Origin of the sequence: Streptomyces sp. BBFR51 (assembly GCF_044591655.1) — a bacterium.
Lineage (GTDB): Bacteria > Actinomycetota > Actinomycetes > Streptomycetales > Streptomycetaceae > Streptomyces.
Genome location: NZ_CP172448.1, coordinates 8,341,090 through 8,358,614 on the forward strand (window position 1 = coordinate 8,341,090; position 17,525 = coordinate 8,358,614).

Consider the following 17,525-nt stretch of genomic DNA (forward strand, 5'->3'; position numbering starts at 1 on the left):
CGGGCCGCAGGCGGCGGCGGAGCGGGGACTTCAGGCGTGGTAGGCATGGGTCTGGGTGGCCTTGACGGTGGCCCAGACGGCGACGCCGGGGTGCAGGTCGAGTTCGGCGGCGGCGACCGTGGTCAGGTCGGCGGCGAGCGGGAGTTCGCCGGTGAGGTCGGCGCGGATCTGGTCGCCGTGGGTCTCCAGCCCGGCCACTTCGCAGCGCCACAGGTTGCGTGCGCTGGAGCCCGTCGGGCGGTCCCGGTGCAGGGTGACCGCGCTGGGCGGGAAGGCGACGAACACCGGTCCGGTCAGCTCCTCGGTGGTCGTGATCGGGGGCCCGTCGTCGAGGCGTACCGCATGCCCCTCGGCCTGCCCCCGGTAGAGGTTGAGGCCGACCAGGTGGGCGATGTAGTCGGTGCGCGGGTGGCGGGCGATGTGGGACGGGGCGCCTTCCTGCACGACGTGGCCGTCCTCCACGACGACGAGGTGGTCGGCGAGGACCATGGCGTCCAGCGGGTCGTGCGTGACGAGTACGGCGACGGCCTCGAAGTCGGCCAGGTGGCGGCGGAGCTGGGCGCGGACGTCGAGGCGGGTGCGGGCGTCGAGGGCGGCGAGCGGCTCGTCGAGGAGCAGCAGCCGTGGGTGGGTGGCCAGGGCGCGGGCGAGGGCGACGCGCTGGGCCTGGCCACCGGAGAGCCGGCGCGGTTTCGCTCCCGCGTGGTCGGCCAGGCCCATGCGGTCCAGCAGTACGGCGGCCTGCGCCCGGGCCTCAGCCTTGCCCGTGCCGCGGCAGCGCGGTCCGAAGGCCACGTTGTCCAGAGCGGACAGGTGCGGGAAGAGCAGGTAGTCCTGGAAGACCACCCCGACCGGCCGGGACTCCGGCGGCGTACGGTCCAGCTCCACGCCGTCGAGCCGTAGATGGCCGCCCGAGAGGGGGACGAGGCCGGCGAGGGCGCGCAGGGCGGTGGTCTTGCCGGCGCCGTTGGGGCCGAGCAGGGCGACCACGTCGCCGGGCGCGGCCGTCAGCCTCACGTCGAGGCGGAAGGTCCCGCGCTCCACTTCGAGCCGTGCGTCGAGCCCGGCCGTGTCGGAATCGGGCGTCATCTCGATCTCGGTCATGAGGTGGTCATCCAGCGGTCGCGCAGCCCGGCGAGGACCGCGATGGACACGGCCAGCAACACCAGGCTCAGGGCGATGGCCGCCTCGGGATCGCTCTGCAGGGCGAGGTAGACAGCCAGCGGCATGGTCTGGGTGCGGCCGGGGAAATTGCCGGCGAAGGTGATCGTCGCCCCGAACTCGCCGAGCGCCCGGGCCCAGGCCAGCACGGCACCGGCCGCGATGCCCGGCGCGATCAGCGGCAGGGTGACCCGGCGGAAGGCGGTGAAGCGGGAGGCGCCGAGGGTGGTGGCCGCCTCCTCGTAGCGGGGGTCGGCGGCGCGCAGGGTGCCCTCGACACTGATGACGAGGAACGGCATCGCCACGAAGGCCTCGGCGAGGACGACGCCGGTGGTCGTGAACGGCAGCGTGATCCCGAACCAGGAGTCCAGCCACTGCCCGACGACACCGTTGCGGCCCAGCGCCATGAGCAGGGCGACACCGCCCACCACCGGCGGCAGCACCAACGGCAGCGTCACCAGGGCCCGGACCAGACCGCGGCCCGGGAACTCCACCCGGGCCAGCAGCCAGGCCAGCGGCACGCCGATCACCATGCTCACCACGGTCGCCACGGTGGCGCAGATCAGCGACAGCCTGAGCGCCTGCCACACCTCGGTACTGGTCAGCAGCTCGGGCATGCTCGCCCAGGGCGCCCGGATGAGCAGCGCGACCAGCGGGAGCACCAGGAACGCCAGACCGATCAACGCGGGTACGAGCAGGGGGAGGGGAGCTCCGCCGCGCATTCCCGTTCCCGTCCGGACGCGGCGGCGCCGCGGCCCGCCTGTGCGGGGGGCGGTCGCGGCACCGGTCTTGTGCGGCGAGGTCACGGCGCGGTGAACCCGGCCTCGGTCAGCACCTTCTGGCCCTCGGCCGACCGCACCAGCTCGATGAACGCCTTGCCGACCTCGGCGTTGGGGGCGTCCTTGAGCAGGGTGATCGGGTAGTCGTTGACGGCCTTCGCCGACTCGGGGAACTCCACACCCTCCACCTTGTCGCCGGCCGCCTTCACATCCGTCTTGTAGACGACCGCGGCGTCGGCCTCCTTGAGCACCACCTTGTTGAGGGCCGACTTCACGTCCTCCTCGTACGAGACCGGGGTGAGCTTCAGATCGGCGGCGGTGAGCGCCTTCTGGGCGGCGGCCCCGCACGGCACCGCCTTGTCGCACAGCACGACCTTCAGGTCGTCCCCGGTGAGGTCCTTCAGTGAGGCGATCCCGTCCGGGTTGCCGGGAAGCGTCGCGATCTCCAGCTGGTTGCGGACGAAGGTGGCCGGCGTCCCGGCCGCGGCCTCGGCGTCCGTGACGACCTTCATCGTCTTGGGGCTGGCGGAGGCGAACACGTCGGCCGGGGCGCCGCTGGTGATACCCGCGGCGAGCGAGTCGCTGCCGCCGAAGTTGAAGGTCACCTTCGCGTCGGGGTGCTGCTGCTCGAACTCCTTGCCCAGCTTCGTGAAGCTCTCCGTCAGTGAGGCCGCGGCGAAGACGTTCACGGTCCCGGACAGCTCGTCCGGCCCTCCGGACGAGGAGGAGGCACCCGACTCGGCGTCGGACTCGGCGTCCGACGACGAGCAGGCGCTCAGGGCCAGCAGGGCTGCGGCGCCTGCGCCGGTCACCTGAAGTATCCGGCGGGTCCGGCGCGCGGAACGGGTCATCACGGGTCCACTCCCTCGTCAGCTGTGCGTGCGCAGATGATACTGCCGCAGATGCAAGGCAGAAGTCACCTGTCACTTCGCATGAGCCGGATCATCGAATCCCTGGCCTGGCATGTGCGTATGCACGGACCAGCCGGCCGTCGCCCGAGGTCGCGTCCCCGGGGAGCGTCACTCGGGCCAGGCGGAGTTCTCGATGACGTCGACGAAGTCCGTGCGTCGGAAACCGGGCACGAAGTGCTCCAGGACGTCCGCGTTCACCGTGCCGAAGGTGGTGTCCGGACGGTGCCTGAACCCGTCGGTGAACGCCTGGAGGATCTGCTTCTTGAAGTCCGGGCGGGGATGGGCGGCGGTGACCGCGTCGATCTCCGCCCGGGTGATGCGGCTCAGGTGCAGGCCGAGTACGTCCGTCTCGACGCCGGCCGTGGTCGCCGCGATCTCCGGTGCCAGCTTGTAGGGGACCTCGGGGGTGGTGTGCAGCGCGACGGCGGTCCATACGGTGCCCGCGTCGGCCTCGGACACGCCGTGGGCCCGCAGGAACGCCCGCGCCTGGTCGGCGCCGTCCATCTCGAAGCGCTGGTCGTCGCCGCGATAGGGCGGCACCAGGCCGGTGTCGTGGAAGAGCGCGGCGACGTACAGCAGCTCCGGGTCGGGCCGGATGTCCCGGGCGGCGGCCTGGAGACTGCCGAAGAGATAGACGCGGCGCGAGTGGTGGAAGATCAGCGGCGGTGTGGTGTCGCGGATGAGTTCGGTGGCTTCCCGCGCGAGGGCGCTGTCGGGGATCTCGATGCCGGCGATGGTCTCTGTCATGACTTTCCTCCGTCGTGTGGTCCGTCCTGTCTGTTCCCACCCTGCGTGGGACGGGCCGCCCGGGTCCGCCACCCGATGGCCAACAACCCCTCGGAACCGGTCATCGCCCCTCGCGGCCGCGTCAGCCGCGGGCCACCGGAGGCCGACGGCCCGGCGTGGTGGTGGGGTGGGTGGTGGCGAAGCGGCGCTGGTAGCCGATGGGCGACAGCCCCAGGTGACGGGCGAAGGCCCGGCGCAGGCTCTCGTAGCCGGGAAAGCCCGAAAGGGTGGCGGCCTCCGTGGCGTTGTGGCCGGCGTCGAGCAGGGCCTTGGCCATGTCGAAGCGGATCAGTTCCACGTACTTCATCGGCGTGGTGTCCAGCTCGGCCCGGAACATGCGGGTCAGATGCCGTGGACTGACCCGCACCCGCGCGGCCAGCGCGTCCAGGCCGTGGTCGGCCGTCGGATCGCCCTGCACCGCCTCCTGGACCAGGCGCAGCACCGGGGTCCTGGGGGCCGGGCCCTGGAGCGAAGCGGAGAACTGGGACTGCCCGCCGGCCCGCTGCATGTACACCACCAGCGAGCGGGCGACCTGACGGGCCAGGGCGGGGCCGTGGTCCTCCTCCAGCAGGGAGAGGGCTAGGTCGATGCCCGCGGTCACGCCGGCCGACGTGTAAGTGGTGCCGTCCTTCACGAAGAGCGCGTCGGCCTCCACCCGCGTCGAGGGGCAGCGCCGGGCCAGCGTGGCGGTGTGCTGCCAGTGCGTCGTCGCGCGCCTGCCCTCCAGCAGTCCCGCGGCACCCAGCACGAAGGCACCGGTGCACACCGAGGCGATGCGCCCCGCCCGGTCCGCCAAGCACTTCGCGGCGGCGCCGAGAGCGGGATCCACGGGGGAGTCGGGCAGCGCGTCGCCGCCGACGACGACGAGCGTGTCGTAGGCCGCGGCGGCCTGCGCGTCCGTGTCGGCCGGTACCCGCATGCCGATGGACGAACACACCGACGCCCCGTCCGCCGAGACGATGCTCAGCCGGTAGTCCGCGCCGAACCGGTTGGCCTCGCTGAAGACCTCCGCCGGCCCCGACAGATCGAGCAGCTTCATCCCGTCGAACACGAGGACACCCACGCTGTGCGGCCGCCCTGTTGCCATCGTTTCCTCCGGTTTTTAATCAGTATGGGTGAAAAATGAGATATGCCGGTAATCGGCGTAAGGTTGCTCGCACGGCCCCGGTCGCGGCCCCATCGCGGGCCCGGGTGTCTCCGCACGACCGAGCCGCCTCAATCGCATCCGCGGAAGGATTTGCCATGGCCACGGTCACCACCTCCGACGGCACGAACATCTTCTACAAGGACTGGGGCCCGCGCGACGGCCGACCGGTCGTCTTCCACCACGGCTGGCCGCTCAGCGCCGACGACTGGGACAACCAGATGTTGTTCTTCCTCTCCCACGGCTACCGGGTCGTCGCCCACGACCGCCGTGGCCACGGACGTTCGAGTCAGCCCTCGACCGGCCACGACATGGACACCTACGCCGCCGACGTCGCGGCGGTGACCGATGCCCTCGACCTGCGGGACGCCGTGCACATCGGGCACTCGACCGGCGGCGGCGAGGTCGCGCGCTACGTGGCGCGTGCCAAGCCGGGCCGGGTCGCGAAGGCCGTACTCGTCAGCGCCGTTCCGCCGGTCATGGTGAAGTCCGAAAGCAATCCCGGCGGTTTGCCGATCGAGGTCTTCGACGAATGGCGTGCGGCCCTCGCCGCCAATCGCACGCAGTTCTACATCGACGTGCCGTCGGGTCCCTTCTACGGTTTCAACCGGGAGGGTGCCACGGTCTCGCAGGGGCTGATCTACCGCTGGTGGCTCCAGGGAATGATGGGCGCGGCCAACGCCCACTACGAGTGCATCGCGGCGTTCTCGGAGACCGACTTCACCGACGACCTCAAGCAGATCGACGTCCCGGTCCTCGTCGCGCACGGCAAGGACGACCAGGTCGTGCCCTACGCCGACGCGGCGCCGCTGTCGGTCGAACTCCTGAAGAACGGCACCCTGAAGTCGTACGAAGGGCTTCCGCACGGCATGCTCTCGACCCATCCCGAGGTCGTCAATCCCGACCTCCTGGCCTTCGTGAAGTCCTAGCCCCCGCCGGCTCATGGAATCAGCGCAAGAGGCGGGCCCGGCGCTGCACGCCCTGCTGACCGACTCGGTCGTCGGGCTCGCCGTCTGGGACACCGACCTGCGGTGCATCTGGGTCAACGACGCCCTCGAACGCTACGACGGGATCACCCGGGAGCAGCGGCTGGGCCGCCGGCCACGGGAGTCACTGACCGGGGACACCGACGAACTGGAAGCGCTCGTACGGCGGGTGCTGACCACGGGCCGCTGTGTCACCGGCCGTGAGTACCGTGTTCCGACGGAGGCCGGCAGACGTCGCGACCGGGCCTTCTCGGCGTCCTTCCTGCGCCTGCACGACGCCGAGGGCCGCACCCTGGGTGTGTGCATGGTGATGCTGGTCGTCACGGACCGGCGGTGGGCCGGCGACCGGCTGGCCATGGTGAGCGAGGCGGGCACCCGCGTCGGCACCACCCTGGACGTCATGCGCACGGCGCAGGAACTGGCCGATTTCACCGTGCCGTTGATCGCCGACTACGTGACCGTCGACCTGACGGAGGCGGTACGGCTCGGCGAGGAGCCGCTGGACCGGCTGGGCCCGTCCCAGGGGCGGGTCCCCAAGTTCCGGCGAGCGGGCAGGGCCTCGGTGCACGCCGGTGCCCCGGAGTCCCTGTGGTCGCGCGGCGAGGTGGTGTACGTCCCCGAGCCCTCCCCGTTCATGCAGGTGCTGTCCACCGGTCGCCCGCTCCTTCAGCCCCTGATCGACCCCGCCCACGACACCTGGCTGGCCCACGACCCGGCACGGGCCGCGAAGATCCGCGAGTTCGGCATGCACTCCCTGCTGATCCTCCCGGTCCACGCCCGCGGCGTCCTGCTGGGCGTCGCGGTGTTCGTACGGACGTCGAACCCGACGCCGTTCGACGAGAACGACCAGCTGCTGGCGGAGGAGTTGGTGGCCCGGGCCGCGCTGAGTCTGGACAACGCCCGCCGCTACACCCGGGAGCGGAACACCGCGCTCGCCCTCCAGCGCAGCCTGCTGCCGCGCCGTGTGCACGGCGGAACGGCCATGGAGGTGGCCGCCCGCTACCTTCCGGCGGACGCGGAGGAGGGCGTCGGCGGCGACTGGTTCGACGTCATCGGTCTGCCGGGCGACCGCCTGGCACTGGTGGTGGGCGACGTGGTCGGGCACGGAGTGCACGCCGCGGCCACCATGGGGCGACTGGGCATGGCCATCCGCACCCTCGCCGATCTCGATCTGCCGCCCGGGGAGGTCCTGGCCAGACTGGACCGGACGTTCATCCGGTTGACCGAGGACGAGGAGGCGTCCGCCCCGGAGGTCCCGGGCATGAGCGCCACCTGCGTCTACGCGGTCTACGACCCCACGACCCGGACGTGCACCCTGGCACTGGCCGGGCATCCGCCGCCCGCCGTCGTCCATCCGGGCGGCGACTTCTCGTTCCCCGAGCTTCCGCACGGCCTCCCGCTCGGAGTCGGCCTGCTGCCGTTCCCGTCCACGGAGCTGGAACTGCCCGCGGGCAGTCTGCTCGCCCTGTTCACCGACGGGCTGGTCGAGGACCGGCACGAGGACATCGAGGTGGGACTGCAACGGGTGGGCCGCGCCCTGACCCGCAAGGCCTCGTCCCTGGAGGAGCTGGGCGCGGCGGTGATCGGCACACTGCCCACCACGCCCCCGCCCGACGACGTCACCCTGCTGCTGGCCCGCGGCCTGTGAGCGGCGCGACGCCTCAGCGCGTCGACGCCTTCAGCCGGTGGCCGGCCGCCTTGGCCTGATTGCCGCAGCGTCGCATGGAACACCACTTGCGGGGCCGGCCGCCGCCGGAGTCGAGACAGAGCATCCTGCACACCTCGGAGGCGCAGGCGGTCAGCCGCGACCGGCGACCGGCGTCCGTCATGAGATCGATCAGGTCCCGTGCGACGAGCGACAGCAGCGCCTCCTTGGTGAGCGGGCGGCCGCCCTGCGCCGCCCACTCGCCGCCGGCCGACAGCTCCAGCTGCGCCACCGGCGGCTCGGCCCTGGCCAGGAGATTGACCAGGTCGACCGAGTGCGGCCGCGGCCGGTGCGCGTCGAGGGCGGACGAGGCGACGTCGTAGGCGGCCGCGCGCAGTGCGTGCAGCGAACGCAGAACGTCCTCGGGGTCGTACCCGTCCTCCAGCGTCACCCCCACACCTCGGCACCAGGCTTCGAGGCGCTCGGCGTCGCCCATCCGCTCGATCGGGACTTCGGGCCTGCGGCCCACGGTGGCCACGAGGTCGAGGCACAGTGTGCCGGCGTCGAAACGAAGCTCCCGGACCCGCGCCGTGACCCTGGTGCGGGGCGCGCCCTGCCTCACGACATCCATGGTTTCATAGTAACCACTTAAACGGTTACTAAGGGAGTGGGGCGGAGCCATGCGCATCGCAGTGATCGGGGCGGGCGGCGTCGGAGGCTACTTCGGAGCCAGACTGGCGGCCGCCGGGAACGAGGTCACCTTCGTGGCGCGCGGCAGACACCTCGAGGCCATACGCCGCTCCGGGCTGGTCGTCCACAGTCCGCTGGGGGAGTTCCGCACCTCACCCGAATCCGTCGTGGCGAGCATCTCCGAACTCGGCCCCACCGATCTGGTCCTCGTCGCCGTCAAGCTCTGGGACACCGAGTCCGTCGCCGAGCAACTGCGTTCCTCGGCGGCACACGAGGCGCCGGTGCTGTCCCTGCAGAACGGGGTGCACAAGGACGCCGTCCTGCGTGGCCGGCTGACGGACGAACAGGTACTGGGCGGCGTCTGCTTCATCTCCGCGTTCATCGAGGAACCCGGCGTGGTCAGGCACAACAGCACCCTGCAGAGGGTGGTGCTCGGCCCCTACCGAACCGGCCGGTCAGGGATCAGCCGGACCGTACTGGCCACGCTCCGTGATGCCGGGATCGACGCGGAGGAGAGCGACGACATCGAGAGGGCGATCTGGGAGAAGTTCGTGTTCCTCGTGGGCCTTTCGGCGACCACGGCGACGATCCGTCAGCCCATCGGCGTCGTCCGTGCCGACGAACGGAGCAGACGTCTCCTGCGCGACATCATGGCCGAGACGGTGGCCGTGGCGAAGGCGTCGGGAGTGCGGCTGGACAGCGGGTTCGCCGACGCCCAACTCGCCTTCTGCGACACGCTTCCCGCAGGCATGACCTCCTCCATGCACAACGATCTGGAGAAGGGCAACCGGCTGGAACTGCCCTGGCTCAGCGGGGGAGTGGTGGATCTCGCCGGTCGCCTGGACGTTCCCGCACCGCGCAACGGGACGGTGACCGACATCCTCGCGCCGTACGTCCTCGGCCGGCCGGCCGGGTCGTGACCCGCGCGGCGCCCTATGCCGCGACCCGGGCGAGGAAGCCCCGGATGTGTCCGGTGATCTCCTCCAGGTGACTTTCCAGGGCGAAGTGCCCGGTGTCCAGGAGGTGGATCTCGGCGTCCGGCAGGTCGCGCAGGAACGCGCGCGCCCCGTCGGGGCCGAAGATCTCGTCGTTGGCCCCCCAGACGGCCAGCAGCGGTACCTGGGACTCGCGGAAGTACTGCTGGAGCCGGGGATACAGGGCGACATTGGTCGGGTAGTCGCGGAACAGCGTGAGCTGGACGGCGTCGTTGCCCGGCCGGTCCAGCAGGGCCTGGTCGAGCGCCCAGGTGTCGGGGCTGACGACGCTCTGGTCGACGACTCCGTTCACGTACTGCCAGCGGATCATCTCGGGGCTGAGCGCTTGCCGGACCGAAGCCTCCGTCTCGGGGGTCGGGTCGTCGGTGTAGGCGAACAGCCCGTCCCAGAAGGTCTTGACGAAGCCGTCGGTGTAGGCGTTGCCGTTCTGCGTGATGATCGCGGTGATGCGGTGCGGTGTCCGGGTGGCGATCCGCCAGGCGACCGGCGCCCCGTAGTCCTGCACGTACACCGCGAAGCGCTCCACGCCGAGGTGGCCCAGGAGGGCGACGGTCACGTCCGTGAGGGCGTCGAAGCCGTAGTCGAACGCGTCGGTCGTGGGCATGGCCGAGTACCCGAAGCCGATCATGTCGGGTGCGATCACGTGGTAGGTGTCGGCGAGCCCGGGGATCAGGTTCCGGAACATGTGGGAGCTGGTCGGGAAGCCGTGCAGCAGCACGACGGTCGGTGCCTGCGGGTCGCCGGCCTCCCGGTAGAAGACGTCCAGGCCGTCGACGGTGGTGGTCCGGTGATGCACGGTGGTGTTCATGCTAACTCCTTTGGCGTCTGTTAGTGGTTAGCCAAAGTTCAGCACTCCTGGAGTAACCTGTCAATGTCTCGGAGACGGTTAGGGGTGGATGTGGTGACGGACCGGGCCCGAGAGGATGCGCTCGTGGAGCTCCTCAATACGACGCCGGTGGTGCAGGGCTCCGTGAGCGATGCTCTGGGTACGCCCGCCGAAGGCCGTGCCTGGGCGCGCGGTCACGGCGGGACCGGGTCGGCCGAGGAGGTCGCGTTCCTGCTGGCGGCGCGAAGCGCTCTCCAGGACGTCGTGCGGGGGCGGCGCGATCCCGAGTGCCTGGGCGAGTTCCTCCGGGGCGTCAGCAGCGTGCCCGACATCAGGGACGGCAGGCTGGAATGGACCCTCCAGCTGCCCGATGCGCACCGCCTGGCGGTGGAGCTGGTGCTGACCTGGGCGCACGTCGGGGAAACCCGGCCCGGTCGGCTCAAGCCGTGCGGCAATCCCGAGTGCCGGCGCTTCCTGCTGGACCGGAGCAAGCCCAACAGCGCCCGTTGGTGCTCCATGGCCGAGTGCGGGAACCGGATGAAGGCACGGCGGCACTATCGGCGCGTGAAGGAATCCCAGGAATCCCAGGCCTAGAGGGCGGAGCCTGCGGGGTCAGGCCGCGGCCACCGCCGCCTCGTGCTTCCAGAATCCCGAGAAGGTGATGCGCTCCTTCGGCAGGCCCAGGCGGTGCAGGTGCCTGCGTCCCTCGGTGGCCAGGGTCGACTCGCCGACGACGAAGGCGTATCCCGTCGCCTCGGCGCGGGCGAGCCGGCGAAGCTCACGGAGCGCGGCCGCGCCGGGGACCGAGGCGCTGTCCCGGCGCACGACCCAGGAGACGGTCATCCCGGCCGGGGCGTCCAGCTCGCGGCGGTCGCCGTCGGTGGGGATCTCCTGGATGAGCCGCCCCACGGTGTCCTCGGGGAGTGAGCGCAGGATGCTCGCCGTGGCGGGCAGTCCGGTCTCGTCGGCCGCGACGATGACCTCGGAGGCGTCGTGCGGGCGGTCGAAGAGGATGCCCTGGTCGAGCAGCGCGAGCGCGTCCCCGGGCCTGGCGGCGCAGGCCCAGATCGCGGCCCTGCCCTCGATCTCGCCGGTGGGGCCGCGGTGGACGACGAAGTCGATGTCCAGCTCGGCCGTCCGCCGGCGGTAGTCGGCCACGGAGTAGTTGGCGCAGTGCGGCCGCTCGTCCTGAGGGATCGCGAGGTACGGCTGCCACCACTGGGCACCGGTGAACTCGGGGAGGCGCAGCTCGCGTTGATGGGGGAGCTGGAGAAACAGCCGGAACCAGTGGTCGTACCCCAGCCACGGAAAGCCGCCGAGTCGCGGTCCGGTGACCGTGACGCGCTGCATGGACGGGGAGACCCGCTCGCTGCGCACCACGCGGGCGCGGAACATCTCCGGGTGCTGCGGCGTGAGCCGACGAACCTTGGCCATGAGGCAAGGCTAGCCTAAGTTCCGTTCGATTCCGAGTCCGTGATCTCCAGGCGCGCGCCCCGCGTCCGGTCGGACGCCGGGCCCGTCTCCAGTTCGACCACCCCCGCCTCCACGGCGAGGCGCAGGTCGCGCCCGACCGAGGCCAGCGTGTCGGGGCCCACCTCGAAGACCGCGTCGGCCTCGTCGCCGGGCGCGACGCGCAGACGGACGAAGCCCCGCAGCTCGCGCACGCGCGGCCAGGACGTGCCCCCGGACAGGCGTCGCACGTACAGCTGGACCGTCTCCTCGGCCGACCGGGCGCCGGTGTTGCGGACCGTCACCCGGCAGGTCAGGTGCGGTGCGTCCGCGCCGACCCGGGACCGCGACAGGCGCGGTGCCCCGTAGGTGACGCTCGTGTACGACAGACCGTGCCCGAAGGCGTAGAGCGGCCGGGCGCTCTGGTCGGCGTATCCGCGGTAGCGGTGGTCCTTCCCGTTGTAGTAGACGGGCAGTTGGGCGGCCGAGCGGGGTACGCAGACCGGCAGGCGTCCGCGGGGTTCGGCGTCGCCGAACAGCACCTCGGCCACGGCACGCCCGCCCCGCGGCCCCGGATACCAGGCGCTCAGCACCGCCGCGGCGGGCGCGGCCGGCTCGGGCAGCGCATGCGGGCGGCCCTGAACCAGCACCACCACCACCGGGGTTCCGGTCGCCGACACCGCCGCCAGCAGAACGCGTTGGGCCGCGGGCAGCGTCAGGTCCGCCAGGTCGACCCCCTCCCCGCAGGTCATGTCGGACGGGGTCGCGCCCCCGGTGACGGCCGCCCCGTTCGCGTCGAAGGCGGTGTCCGAGGAGCGCGCGCTGGAACCGCCGAGCACCAGGACGGCCACGTCGGAGCCCGCCGCCAGCGCGACGGCGGCCGGGACGTCCGACACGTCGTCACCCACCAGCTCGCACCCCCGGCCGTGCACCACCTCGGTGCCGGGCGCGACCGCCGCGCGGATGCCCTCCAGCACGGTGATGCCGCCGCCGGGCCGCTGCGGCGCCGTGTAGTCGCCGAGTTGCTGCGCCAGACTGTCGGCGCCCGGACCGAGGACCGCGATCCGCCGCACGGTACGGGACAGAGGAAGGACGCCGCCCTCGTGGGAGAGCAGGGTCACCGACGCACGGGCGAGGCGCTCGCCCAGTTCACCGGGGTCCGGAAGACCTGCGGTCCCGAACTCGGCCGGAGGCAGCGGCTGTTCGAACAGGCCGAGGCGGAACTTCAGGGTGAGGACGCGGGCCACCGCGGCGTCCAGCGCCGACTCGGACACCAGGCCGCGTTCCACCGCCTCGCCCAGCCGGGTGAAGCAGTCGTCCCACAGGCTCAGATCACAGCCGGCCTCGAGGGCCAGAGCCCCGGCCGAGACCGGATCGCCGGTCAGCCGCACCAGCCGGTCCACCGCGGTGCCGTCCGCCATGACGACGCCCTCGAACCCCCACTCCTCGCGCAGCAGGCCGGTGAGCAGATACCGGTTCGCCACGCACGGCAGGCCGTCGAACTCGTTGTAGGCGGCCATCACCCCGGCCGCGCCCGCCGCCACCCCGGCCCGAGCCGCGGCGAGATGCACCTCGTGCAGTTCCCGCGGCCCCAGTTCCGTCGCCGCGCTGTTGCGGCCGCCGATCGTGGCGCCCTGCCCGGCGAAGTGCTTGAGCACCACGGCCACCCCCGCCCGCCGCGCCCCCTCGACCAGCGCCTCCGTCAGCCGTGCGGCCAGGTACGGGTCCTCGGCGAAGCACTCCTCGCTGCGCCCCCAGCGCGGATCACGCACCAGGTCGAGGGCGGACACCAGCGCGATGTGCGCGCCGCGCGCCCGCAGTTCGGCGGCAACCCCGGCCACCGCGTCGGCGTACAGCCCCGGATCCCAGGTCGCCCCGACCGCGAGGTTGACGGGGAGCACCGTGCCGTCCAGCGCCTGGTGGCCGTGCGGCATCTCCTCCACCAGCAGGACCGGGATGCCCAGCCGGGTGTTGTCCAAGACATGCCGCTGCACTTCGGCCGCCGTCCGCGCCCCGTCCCGGGCGTCGAGGCCGTCCGCGAAGCCGACGCCCGACCAGGCGTCGGCGCGTTGCAGTCCGTACAGCGCGCCCATGCCGTCGAACGCGGCGACCTCCGCGCGGAAGGCGTCGGTGAGGCGATGGCCGTCGCCGGTGCGCTCGTAGGCCTCCCAGCCGTACATGCGCTGGTTGACCTGCCCGACCTTCTCCGCGAGCGTCATACGGTCCAGCAGGTCGCGGACGCGTTCCGGCACCGGCGCCGCCGGGTCGCGGTAGCGGGGGACCGTCATCGCAGCTCCAGCACGGCGACGCCGTACGCGTCGAGGTGCACGTCCTCCACCGGCTCGCCGCCGGCCAGGCCGTGCAGCTTCCCCTCGGCGACCGGACGGACCACGAGCGGCTCGGGACTCTGACTGACCAGCCACACGAAGCGGCGGCCGTCGGCGTGCACCAGGACGTCCGCCGAGACATGCGGATCGGCGACCGTGACGGGCCGCCGTACGCCCGCCACCCGCGCCAGCGCCGCGTACAGGCGCTGTGTGGCGTCCGGGTTGACGTGTGCGGTGCGGGCCGCCATGTGCTCCAGCGGATAGGTGGCAAGCACCGTGCGCCCCACCCCGGTCTCGTGCACGATCAGGGCCGGCCTGCCGTGACCGTCCACGGCCACGACCCGCCCCGCACGCGGGACGACGGGCAGGTAGGCGCGGCTGTCCTCGTTGCCCGCGACCGGGACGCGCAGCACCTCGCCGGCGCGCAGGTCGCCGAAGTCCTCGGTGAACGTCATCTCCAGCACGTCGTCCTCGATCGGCTCGGCGACGCCGTAGGACAACTGCAGCTCGACGCCGAAGAGCCCGTCGAGGTCGTCGAACCAGGGGCCGCGGGTGACGGGGTGTTCCCCGGAGCAGAACGACAGGTACACGGTGGCGCCCTCGGCGGCCCGGCGGGCCAGCTCCCTGCGGGTGCGGGTGGTGAGCTGCCGGGTGGCCGGCAGCAGGTACAGCGACGCCTCACCGGGCAGCCCGTCGGCCTCGCGGGTGAGGGCCACGGGCAGGTCGGCGGCGCGTGCGGTGACGTACCCCTGGTGCAGGGACGTGAAGATGAGCGGCCGGTCGGCGACGCGGCTGTAGGGGTAGCCCCGTTCCAGGAAGGCGGGGACGACCAGCGCCGCGTCGGCGTCCGTCCGGACACAGCGCGGGAAGTCCACCGCCTTCAACACCTCGGCGAAGGCGGCCAGTTCCCGCAGCGGCTCCTTGGGTGCCCCGGTGGAGTCGGTGATGCCGAAGTGCATCTCGAAGGGGTGGTGGTCGTAGGGTGACTGGTCCCACAGGTCGTCGTAGTCGGTGTTGTTCCAGGCGATCCAGCCCGTGGCCCCGCCCAACAGGGAGTTGTGCAGGGTCTGGCGGTAGAAGTGACCCGCGTTGGCGGCCGAGACCGTGTCGGTCGACAGTCCGAACTCCTCCAGGACGACCGGCTGCCCGGTCACCGCGGCCAGCTCGCACTCGAAGGCGGCGCGGTAGTGCTGCCGCGGCCGGTCGGTGTCCGAGCGGTACACGTGCGGGCCCACGAAGTCGACGTACTCGGCCGTCTCCCGCAGCGAGAAGCCGTTGTCGCGGCCGGTGACCTCGATGCCCCACGCCCCGTCGCCCAGCGACACCGGCTGCGTCGCCCCCGTCGCCCGCACCGCGTTGCACATGGCCTGCGCCCACGCGGTCACCACCTCGGAGGAGGGCGGGTCGACCTGGTGGATCCGCCCGTACCCGGGCATCTCGTTGGTGATCAGCCAGCCCGTGACCGCCGGATGGTCCTTGAAGCGGCGCGCCATGCGGGAGACGAACCACGCCTGGCGGCCGACCATCCACACGTCCTCGTACAGGTCACGGTTGCCGCGCCAGGCCGGGTCCCAGTTCTCGCCCGACATGTGGCCGACGATGAACGTCGGAATGGTCCCCATGCCCGCTTCCACGTGGGCGTCGAGGAAGTCCTCGAAGCGCGCGCACAGTTCGTCGTCGACGCGGTCGGGCTCCGGGTGGAAGTCGGGCCAGTAGAAGAAGGACCGCGTCAGGTTCAGGCCGTGGTCGGCGAGCACGCGCAGTTCGTCGCGGACGGTCTTGGGGTCGTAGTTCCGCCACATCAGCGGGCCGCCGGTGCGGGACCAGAAGTTGGCGCCGAGCCAGGGCAGGACGTCGGGGTGGTGGGTGAGCTGGGCGCTGTGGCGTCGCATGGTCCTTCTCGGGTGGTGGGGGTGCGGATGGTGCGTGGCCGAGGCGGCGCGCCGCGGCCGGGTGGTCAGCCGGGGGCGGGCCCCGTGGACTCGCGTACGACCAGTCGGGGCCGCTCGGCGAGGGCCCGCTCCTCGACCTCCTCGCCGCACAGGGCCAGCAGCATGCGCGCGGCGGCCGCGCCGACCCGCTGCACCTGCTGGTCGACCGTGGTCAGCCGGGGATGGAGCCAGCTGCCGAGCGGCAGGTTGTCGTAACCGACGACGGACAGGTCACGGGGGACGGCCAGCCCGGCGCGCTGCGCGGTGCCGATGCCGCATACCGCCATCGAGTCGTTGGCGTACACGATCGCGGTGGGCCGGTCGGCGGCGTCCAGGAGTGCCTCGGTGGCGCCGACCGCGCGCCGCTCGCTGAAGTCGGTGGGCAGGACCGCGAAGGGGCGCAGGCCCGCCACGCGCAGGGCCTCCTCGAAGGCCGTCCTGCGCACGCGCGTGTGCTGGAGCTCGGGCGGCCCGCTGACATACGCGACACGCCGGTGGCCGAGGCCCAGCAGATGCGCGACGGCCTCGGCGATCCCCGCCCCCTGCTCCCGCAGTCCGACGCGCGGCACGACGGCCGTGTCGTCCGGCGAACCGAGCAGCACAGCGGGCAGCCCGAGTCGGGCCAGCAGCGCGGGCCGGGCGTCGTCGTCGCGGGCGTCGGTGAGGACGGCGCCGTCCACCCGGCCCTCGGCCGCGAGCCGCTCGTACAGCGCGTTCTCCTCGCGGTGACCGCTGACCAGGTGCAGCAGCAGGCCGTAGCCGCGGGGCGCCAACTCCCCTTCTATGCCGGTGATCAGCTCGCTGAAGTGGGGGTCGGAGCCCAGCACGTCCGTGGGGCGCCGCACCACGAGGGCCAGGCTGCGGGTACGGGCGTTGCGCAGGGCGGCGGCGGAGGCGCTTGGGGACCAGCCGAGTTCCAGCGCGGCGTCCAGGATCCGGCGGCGGGTCGCCTCGGACAGCCGGCCCTTGTTGTTGAAGGCCTGGGACACGGCGGCCGTCGACACGCCCGCCGCCGCCGCGACCGCCTTGATGGTGGGCCGGCGTCCCGCCCGCTCGGTGGAGACGCTCACATCTTCACCGCCCCGCTGACCAGGGCCTGCTGCATGCGCTTCTGGAGCAGTGTGTACACGATCCACACCGGTACCAGGGTCAGCACCGTGCCCGCCGTGAGCACGCCGTAGTCCGTGCCGGTGATCGACTTGAGTGTGGGCAGCGCCACCTGGACGGTGCGCTGCGCCGGGTCCGGACCGATGATGACCAGCGAGTACAGGTACTCGTTCCAGAAGGTCAGGAAGTTCAGCAGCAGCACGGTCGCGATGCCCGGCAGGCACATCGGCATGTACACGTGCCGCAGCACCGCGAAGGTCGACGCCCCGTCCAGCCGCGCCGCCTCCTCCATCTCCGGCGGGATGGTGCGCATGAACTGCACGAGGATCACCACCGACAGCGGCAGCGCCGTCGCGGGCAGGAACAGCACCATGAAGATCCGGGTGTGGAACAGCCCGGTGGCCGCCGCGAGCAGGAAGGTGGGGAAGAGCGCCGCGAACGTCGGGATCAGGAAACCCAGCGAGAAGACCTTCTCGACCACTCCCGCCAGCCGCCCGGTCGAACGCGCCAGGGCGAACGCGGCCGGAATCGCCAGCAGCAGGGTGAGCGCCAGCGAGAACATCGTCACCAGCGTGGAGTTGACGACCGCGAGCCCGAGGTCGGCGCTCTCGAACGCGGTCCGGAAGTTGTCAAGACCCAGGGAGCCGGGCGGGGCGAAGGGGTGGGCGAAGATCTCCTCGTTCGACTTGAACGCCGAGGCGAGGAAGTAGTAGAGCGGGACGACGAGCAGCACCGCGTACGTCCACACCAGGATGTGGGCCGGGAGCCAGCGCTTGCCGAGCTTCATG

At 72.0% G+C, this 17,525-nt stretch carries 16 protein-coding genes; 4 read left to right on the forward strand and 12 right to left on the reverse strand.

Annotated elements, in window-relative coordinates:
* Positions 1-30: 30 nt before the first annotated feature.
* From ACGH7X_RS37895 to ACGH7X_RS37915, 5 genes are all read right to left on the reverse strand, one after another.
* Positions 31-1,104, reverse strand: a complete 1,074-nt coding sequence (locus tag ACGH7X_RS37895) for an ABC transporter ATP-binding protein (RefSeq protein WP_399894729.1) — start codon at positions 1,102-1,104, stop codon at positions 31-33.
* A complete protein-coding gene (modB, locus tag ACGH7X_RS37900; protein WP_399894732.1) occupies positions 1,101-1,967 on the reverse strand; it encodes a molybdate ABC transporter permease subunit in 867 nt (288 codons plus the stop codon). Before modB ends, ACGH7X_RS37895 begins: the two co-directional genes overlap by 4 nt.
* Positions 1,964-2,791, reverse strand: coding sequence for a molybdate ABC transporter substrate-binding protein (gene modA / locus ACGH7X_RS37905; protein WP_399894734.1), 828 nt, complete (start codon positions 2,789-2,791; stop codon positions 1,964-1,966). Before modA ends, modB begins: the two co-directional genes overlap by 4 nt.
* Before the next feature lie 168 nt (positions 2,792-2,959).
* Positions 2,960-3,598, reverse strand: coding sequence for an HD domain-containing protein (locus tag ACGH7X_RS37910; RefSeq protein ID WP_399894737.1), 639 nt, complete (start codon positions 3,596-3,598; stop codon positions 2,960-2,962).
* Positions 3,599-3,719: 121 nt separating this feature from the next.
* Positions 3,720-4,724: a GlxA family transcriptional regulator gene (locus ACGH7X_RS37915; RefSeq protein WP_399894740.1), complete on the reverse strand. Its 1,005-nt coding sequence runs from the start codon at positions 4,722-4,724 to the stop codon at positions 3,720-3,722.
* 155 nt (positions 4,725-4,879) lie between these two features.
* On the opposite strand from ACGH7X_RS37915, the gene ACGH7X_RS37920 reads away from it, so the two are divergent.
* A complete protein-coding gene (locus ACGH7X_RS37920; protein WP_399894743.1) occupies positions 4,880-5,710 on the forward strand; it encodes an alpha/beta fold hydrolase in 831 nt (276 codons plus the stop codon).
* Between the two features lie 13 nt (positions 5,711-5,723).
* Complete coding sequence (locus ACGH7X_RS37925) at positions 5,724-7,415, forward strand: SpoIIE family protein phosphatase (protein WP_399894746.1); 1,692 nt, start codon at positions 5,724-5,726, stop codon at positions 7,413-7,415.
* A 13-nt stretch (positions 7,416-7,428) separates the two neighbouring features.
* Here ACGH7X_RS37925 and ACGH7X_RS37930 read toward each other — a convergent pair whose 3' ends face one another.
* Entirely contained in the window at positions 7,429-8,043 is a 615-nt protein-coding gene (locus ACGH7X_RS37930; RefSeq protein ID WP_399894748.1) for a CGNR zinc finger domain-containing protein, read from the reverse strand.
* 49 nt (positions 8,044-8,092) lie between these two features.
* Here ACGH7X_RS37930 and ACGH7X_RS37935 point away from each other — a divergent pair, with 49 nt between their 5' ends.
* Positions 8,093-9,022: a ketopantoate reductase family protein gene (locus ACGH7X_RS37935; protein ID WP_399894751.1), complete on the forward strand. Its 930-nt coding sequence runs from the start codon at positions 8,093-8,095 to the stop codon at positions 9,020-9,022.
* A gap of 13 nt (positions 9,023-9,035) precedes the next feature.
* On the opposite strand, the gene ACGH7X_RS37940 is transcribed toward ACGH7X_RS37935, so the two are convergent.
* A complete protein-coding gene (locus ACGH7X_RS37940; RefSeq protein ID WP_399894754.1) occupies positions 9,036-9,905 on the reverse strand; it encodes an alpha/beta fold hydrolase in 870 nt (289 codons plus the stop codon).
* 93 nt (positions 9,906-9,998) lie between these two features.
* On the opposite strand from ACGH7X_RS37940, the gene ACGH7X_RS37945 reads away from it, so the two are divergent.
* Positions 9,999-10,517 carry a CGNR zinc finger domain-containing protein gene (locus ACGH7X_RS37945; RefSeq protein ID WP_399897636.1) on the forward strand — a complete coding sequence of 173 codons (519 nt, stop codon included), beginning with the start codon at positions 9,999-10,001 and terminating at the stop codon, positions 10,515-10,517.
* An 18-nt stretch (positions 10,518-10,535) separates the two neighbouring features.
* Here the strand turns inward: ACGH7X_RS37945 and ACGH7X_RS37950 are convergent, their stop codons facing one another.
* The 5 genes from ACGH7X_RS37950 to ACGH7X_RS37970 all read right to left on the reverse strand — a co-directional run bounded on the left by ACGH7X_RS37950 (position 10,536) and on the right by ACGH7X_RS37970 (position 17,524).
* Positions 10,536-11,357: a siderophore-interacting protein gene (locus ACGH7X_RS37950; protein ID WP_399894757.1), complete on the reverse strand. Its 822-nt coding sequence runs from the start codon at positions 11,355-11,357 to the stop codon at positions 10,536-10,538.
* A 14-nt stretch (positions 11,358-11,371) separates the two neighbouring features.
* Positions 11,372-13,660 (reverse strand): glycoside hydrolase family 3 N-terminal domain-containing protein, encoded by a 2,289-nt coding sequence (locus tag ACGH7X_RS37955; protein WP_399894760.1) that lies wholly within the window; start codon positions 13,658-13,660, stop codon positions 11,372-11,374.
* Entirely contained in the window at positions 13,657-15,591 is a 1,935-nt protein-coding gene (locus ACGH7X_RS37960; protein WP_399894762.1) for a cellulase family glycosylhydrolase, read from the reverse strand. Before ACGH7X_RS37960 ends, ACGH7X_RS37955 begins: the two co-directional genes overlap by 4 nt.
* Positions 15,592-15,656: 65 nt before the next feature.
* The gene (locus ACGH7X_RS37965) at positions 15,657-16,700 is read right to left on the reverse strand and encodes a LacI family DNA-binding transcriptional regulator (RefSeq protein WP_399894764.1); all 1,044 of its coding nucleotides are present in this window, start codon (positions 16,698-16,700) and stop codon (positions 15,657-15,659) included.
* Positions 16,697-17,524 (reverse strand): carbohydrate ABC transporter permease, encoded by an 828-nt coding sequence (locus ACGH7X_RS37970; protein ID WP_399894766.1) that lies wholly within the window; start codon positions 17,522-17,524, stop codon positions 16,697-16,699. Before ACGH7X_RS37970 ends, ACGH7X_RS37965 begins: the two co-directional genes overlap by 4 nt.
* Position 17,525: the final 1 nt, after the last annotated feature.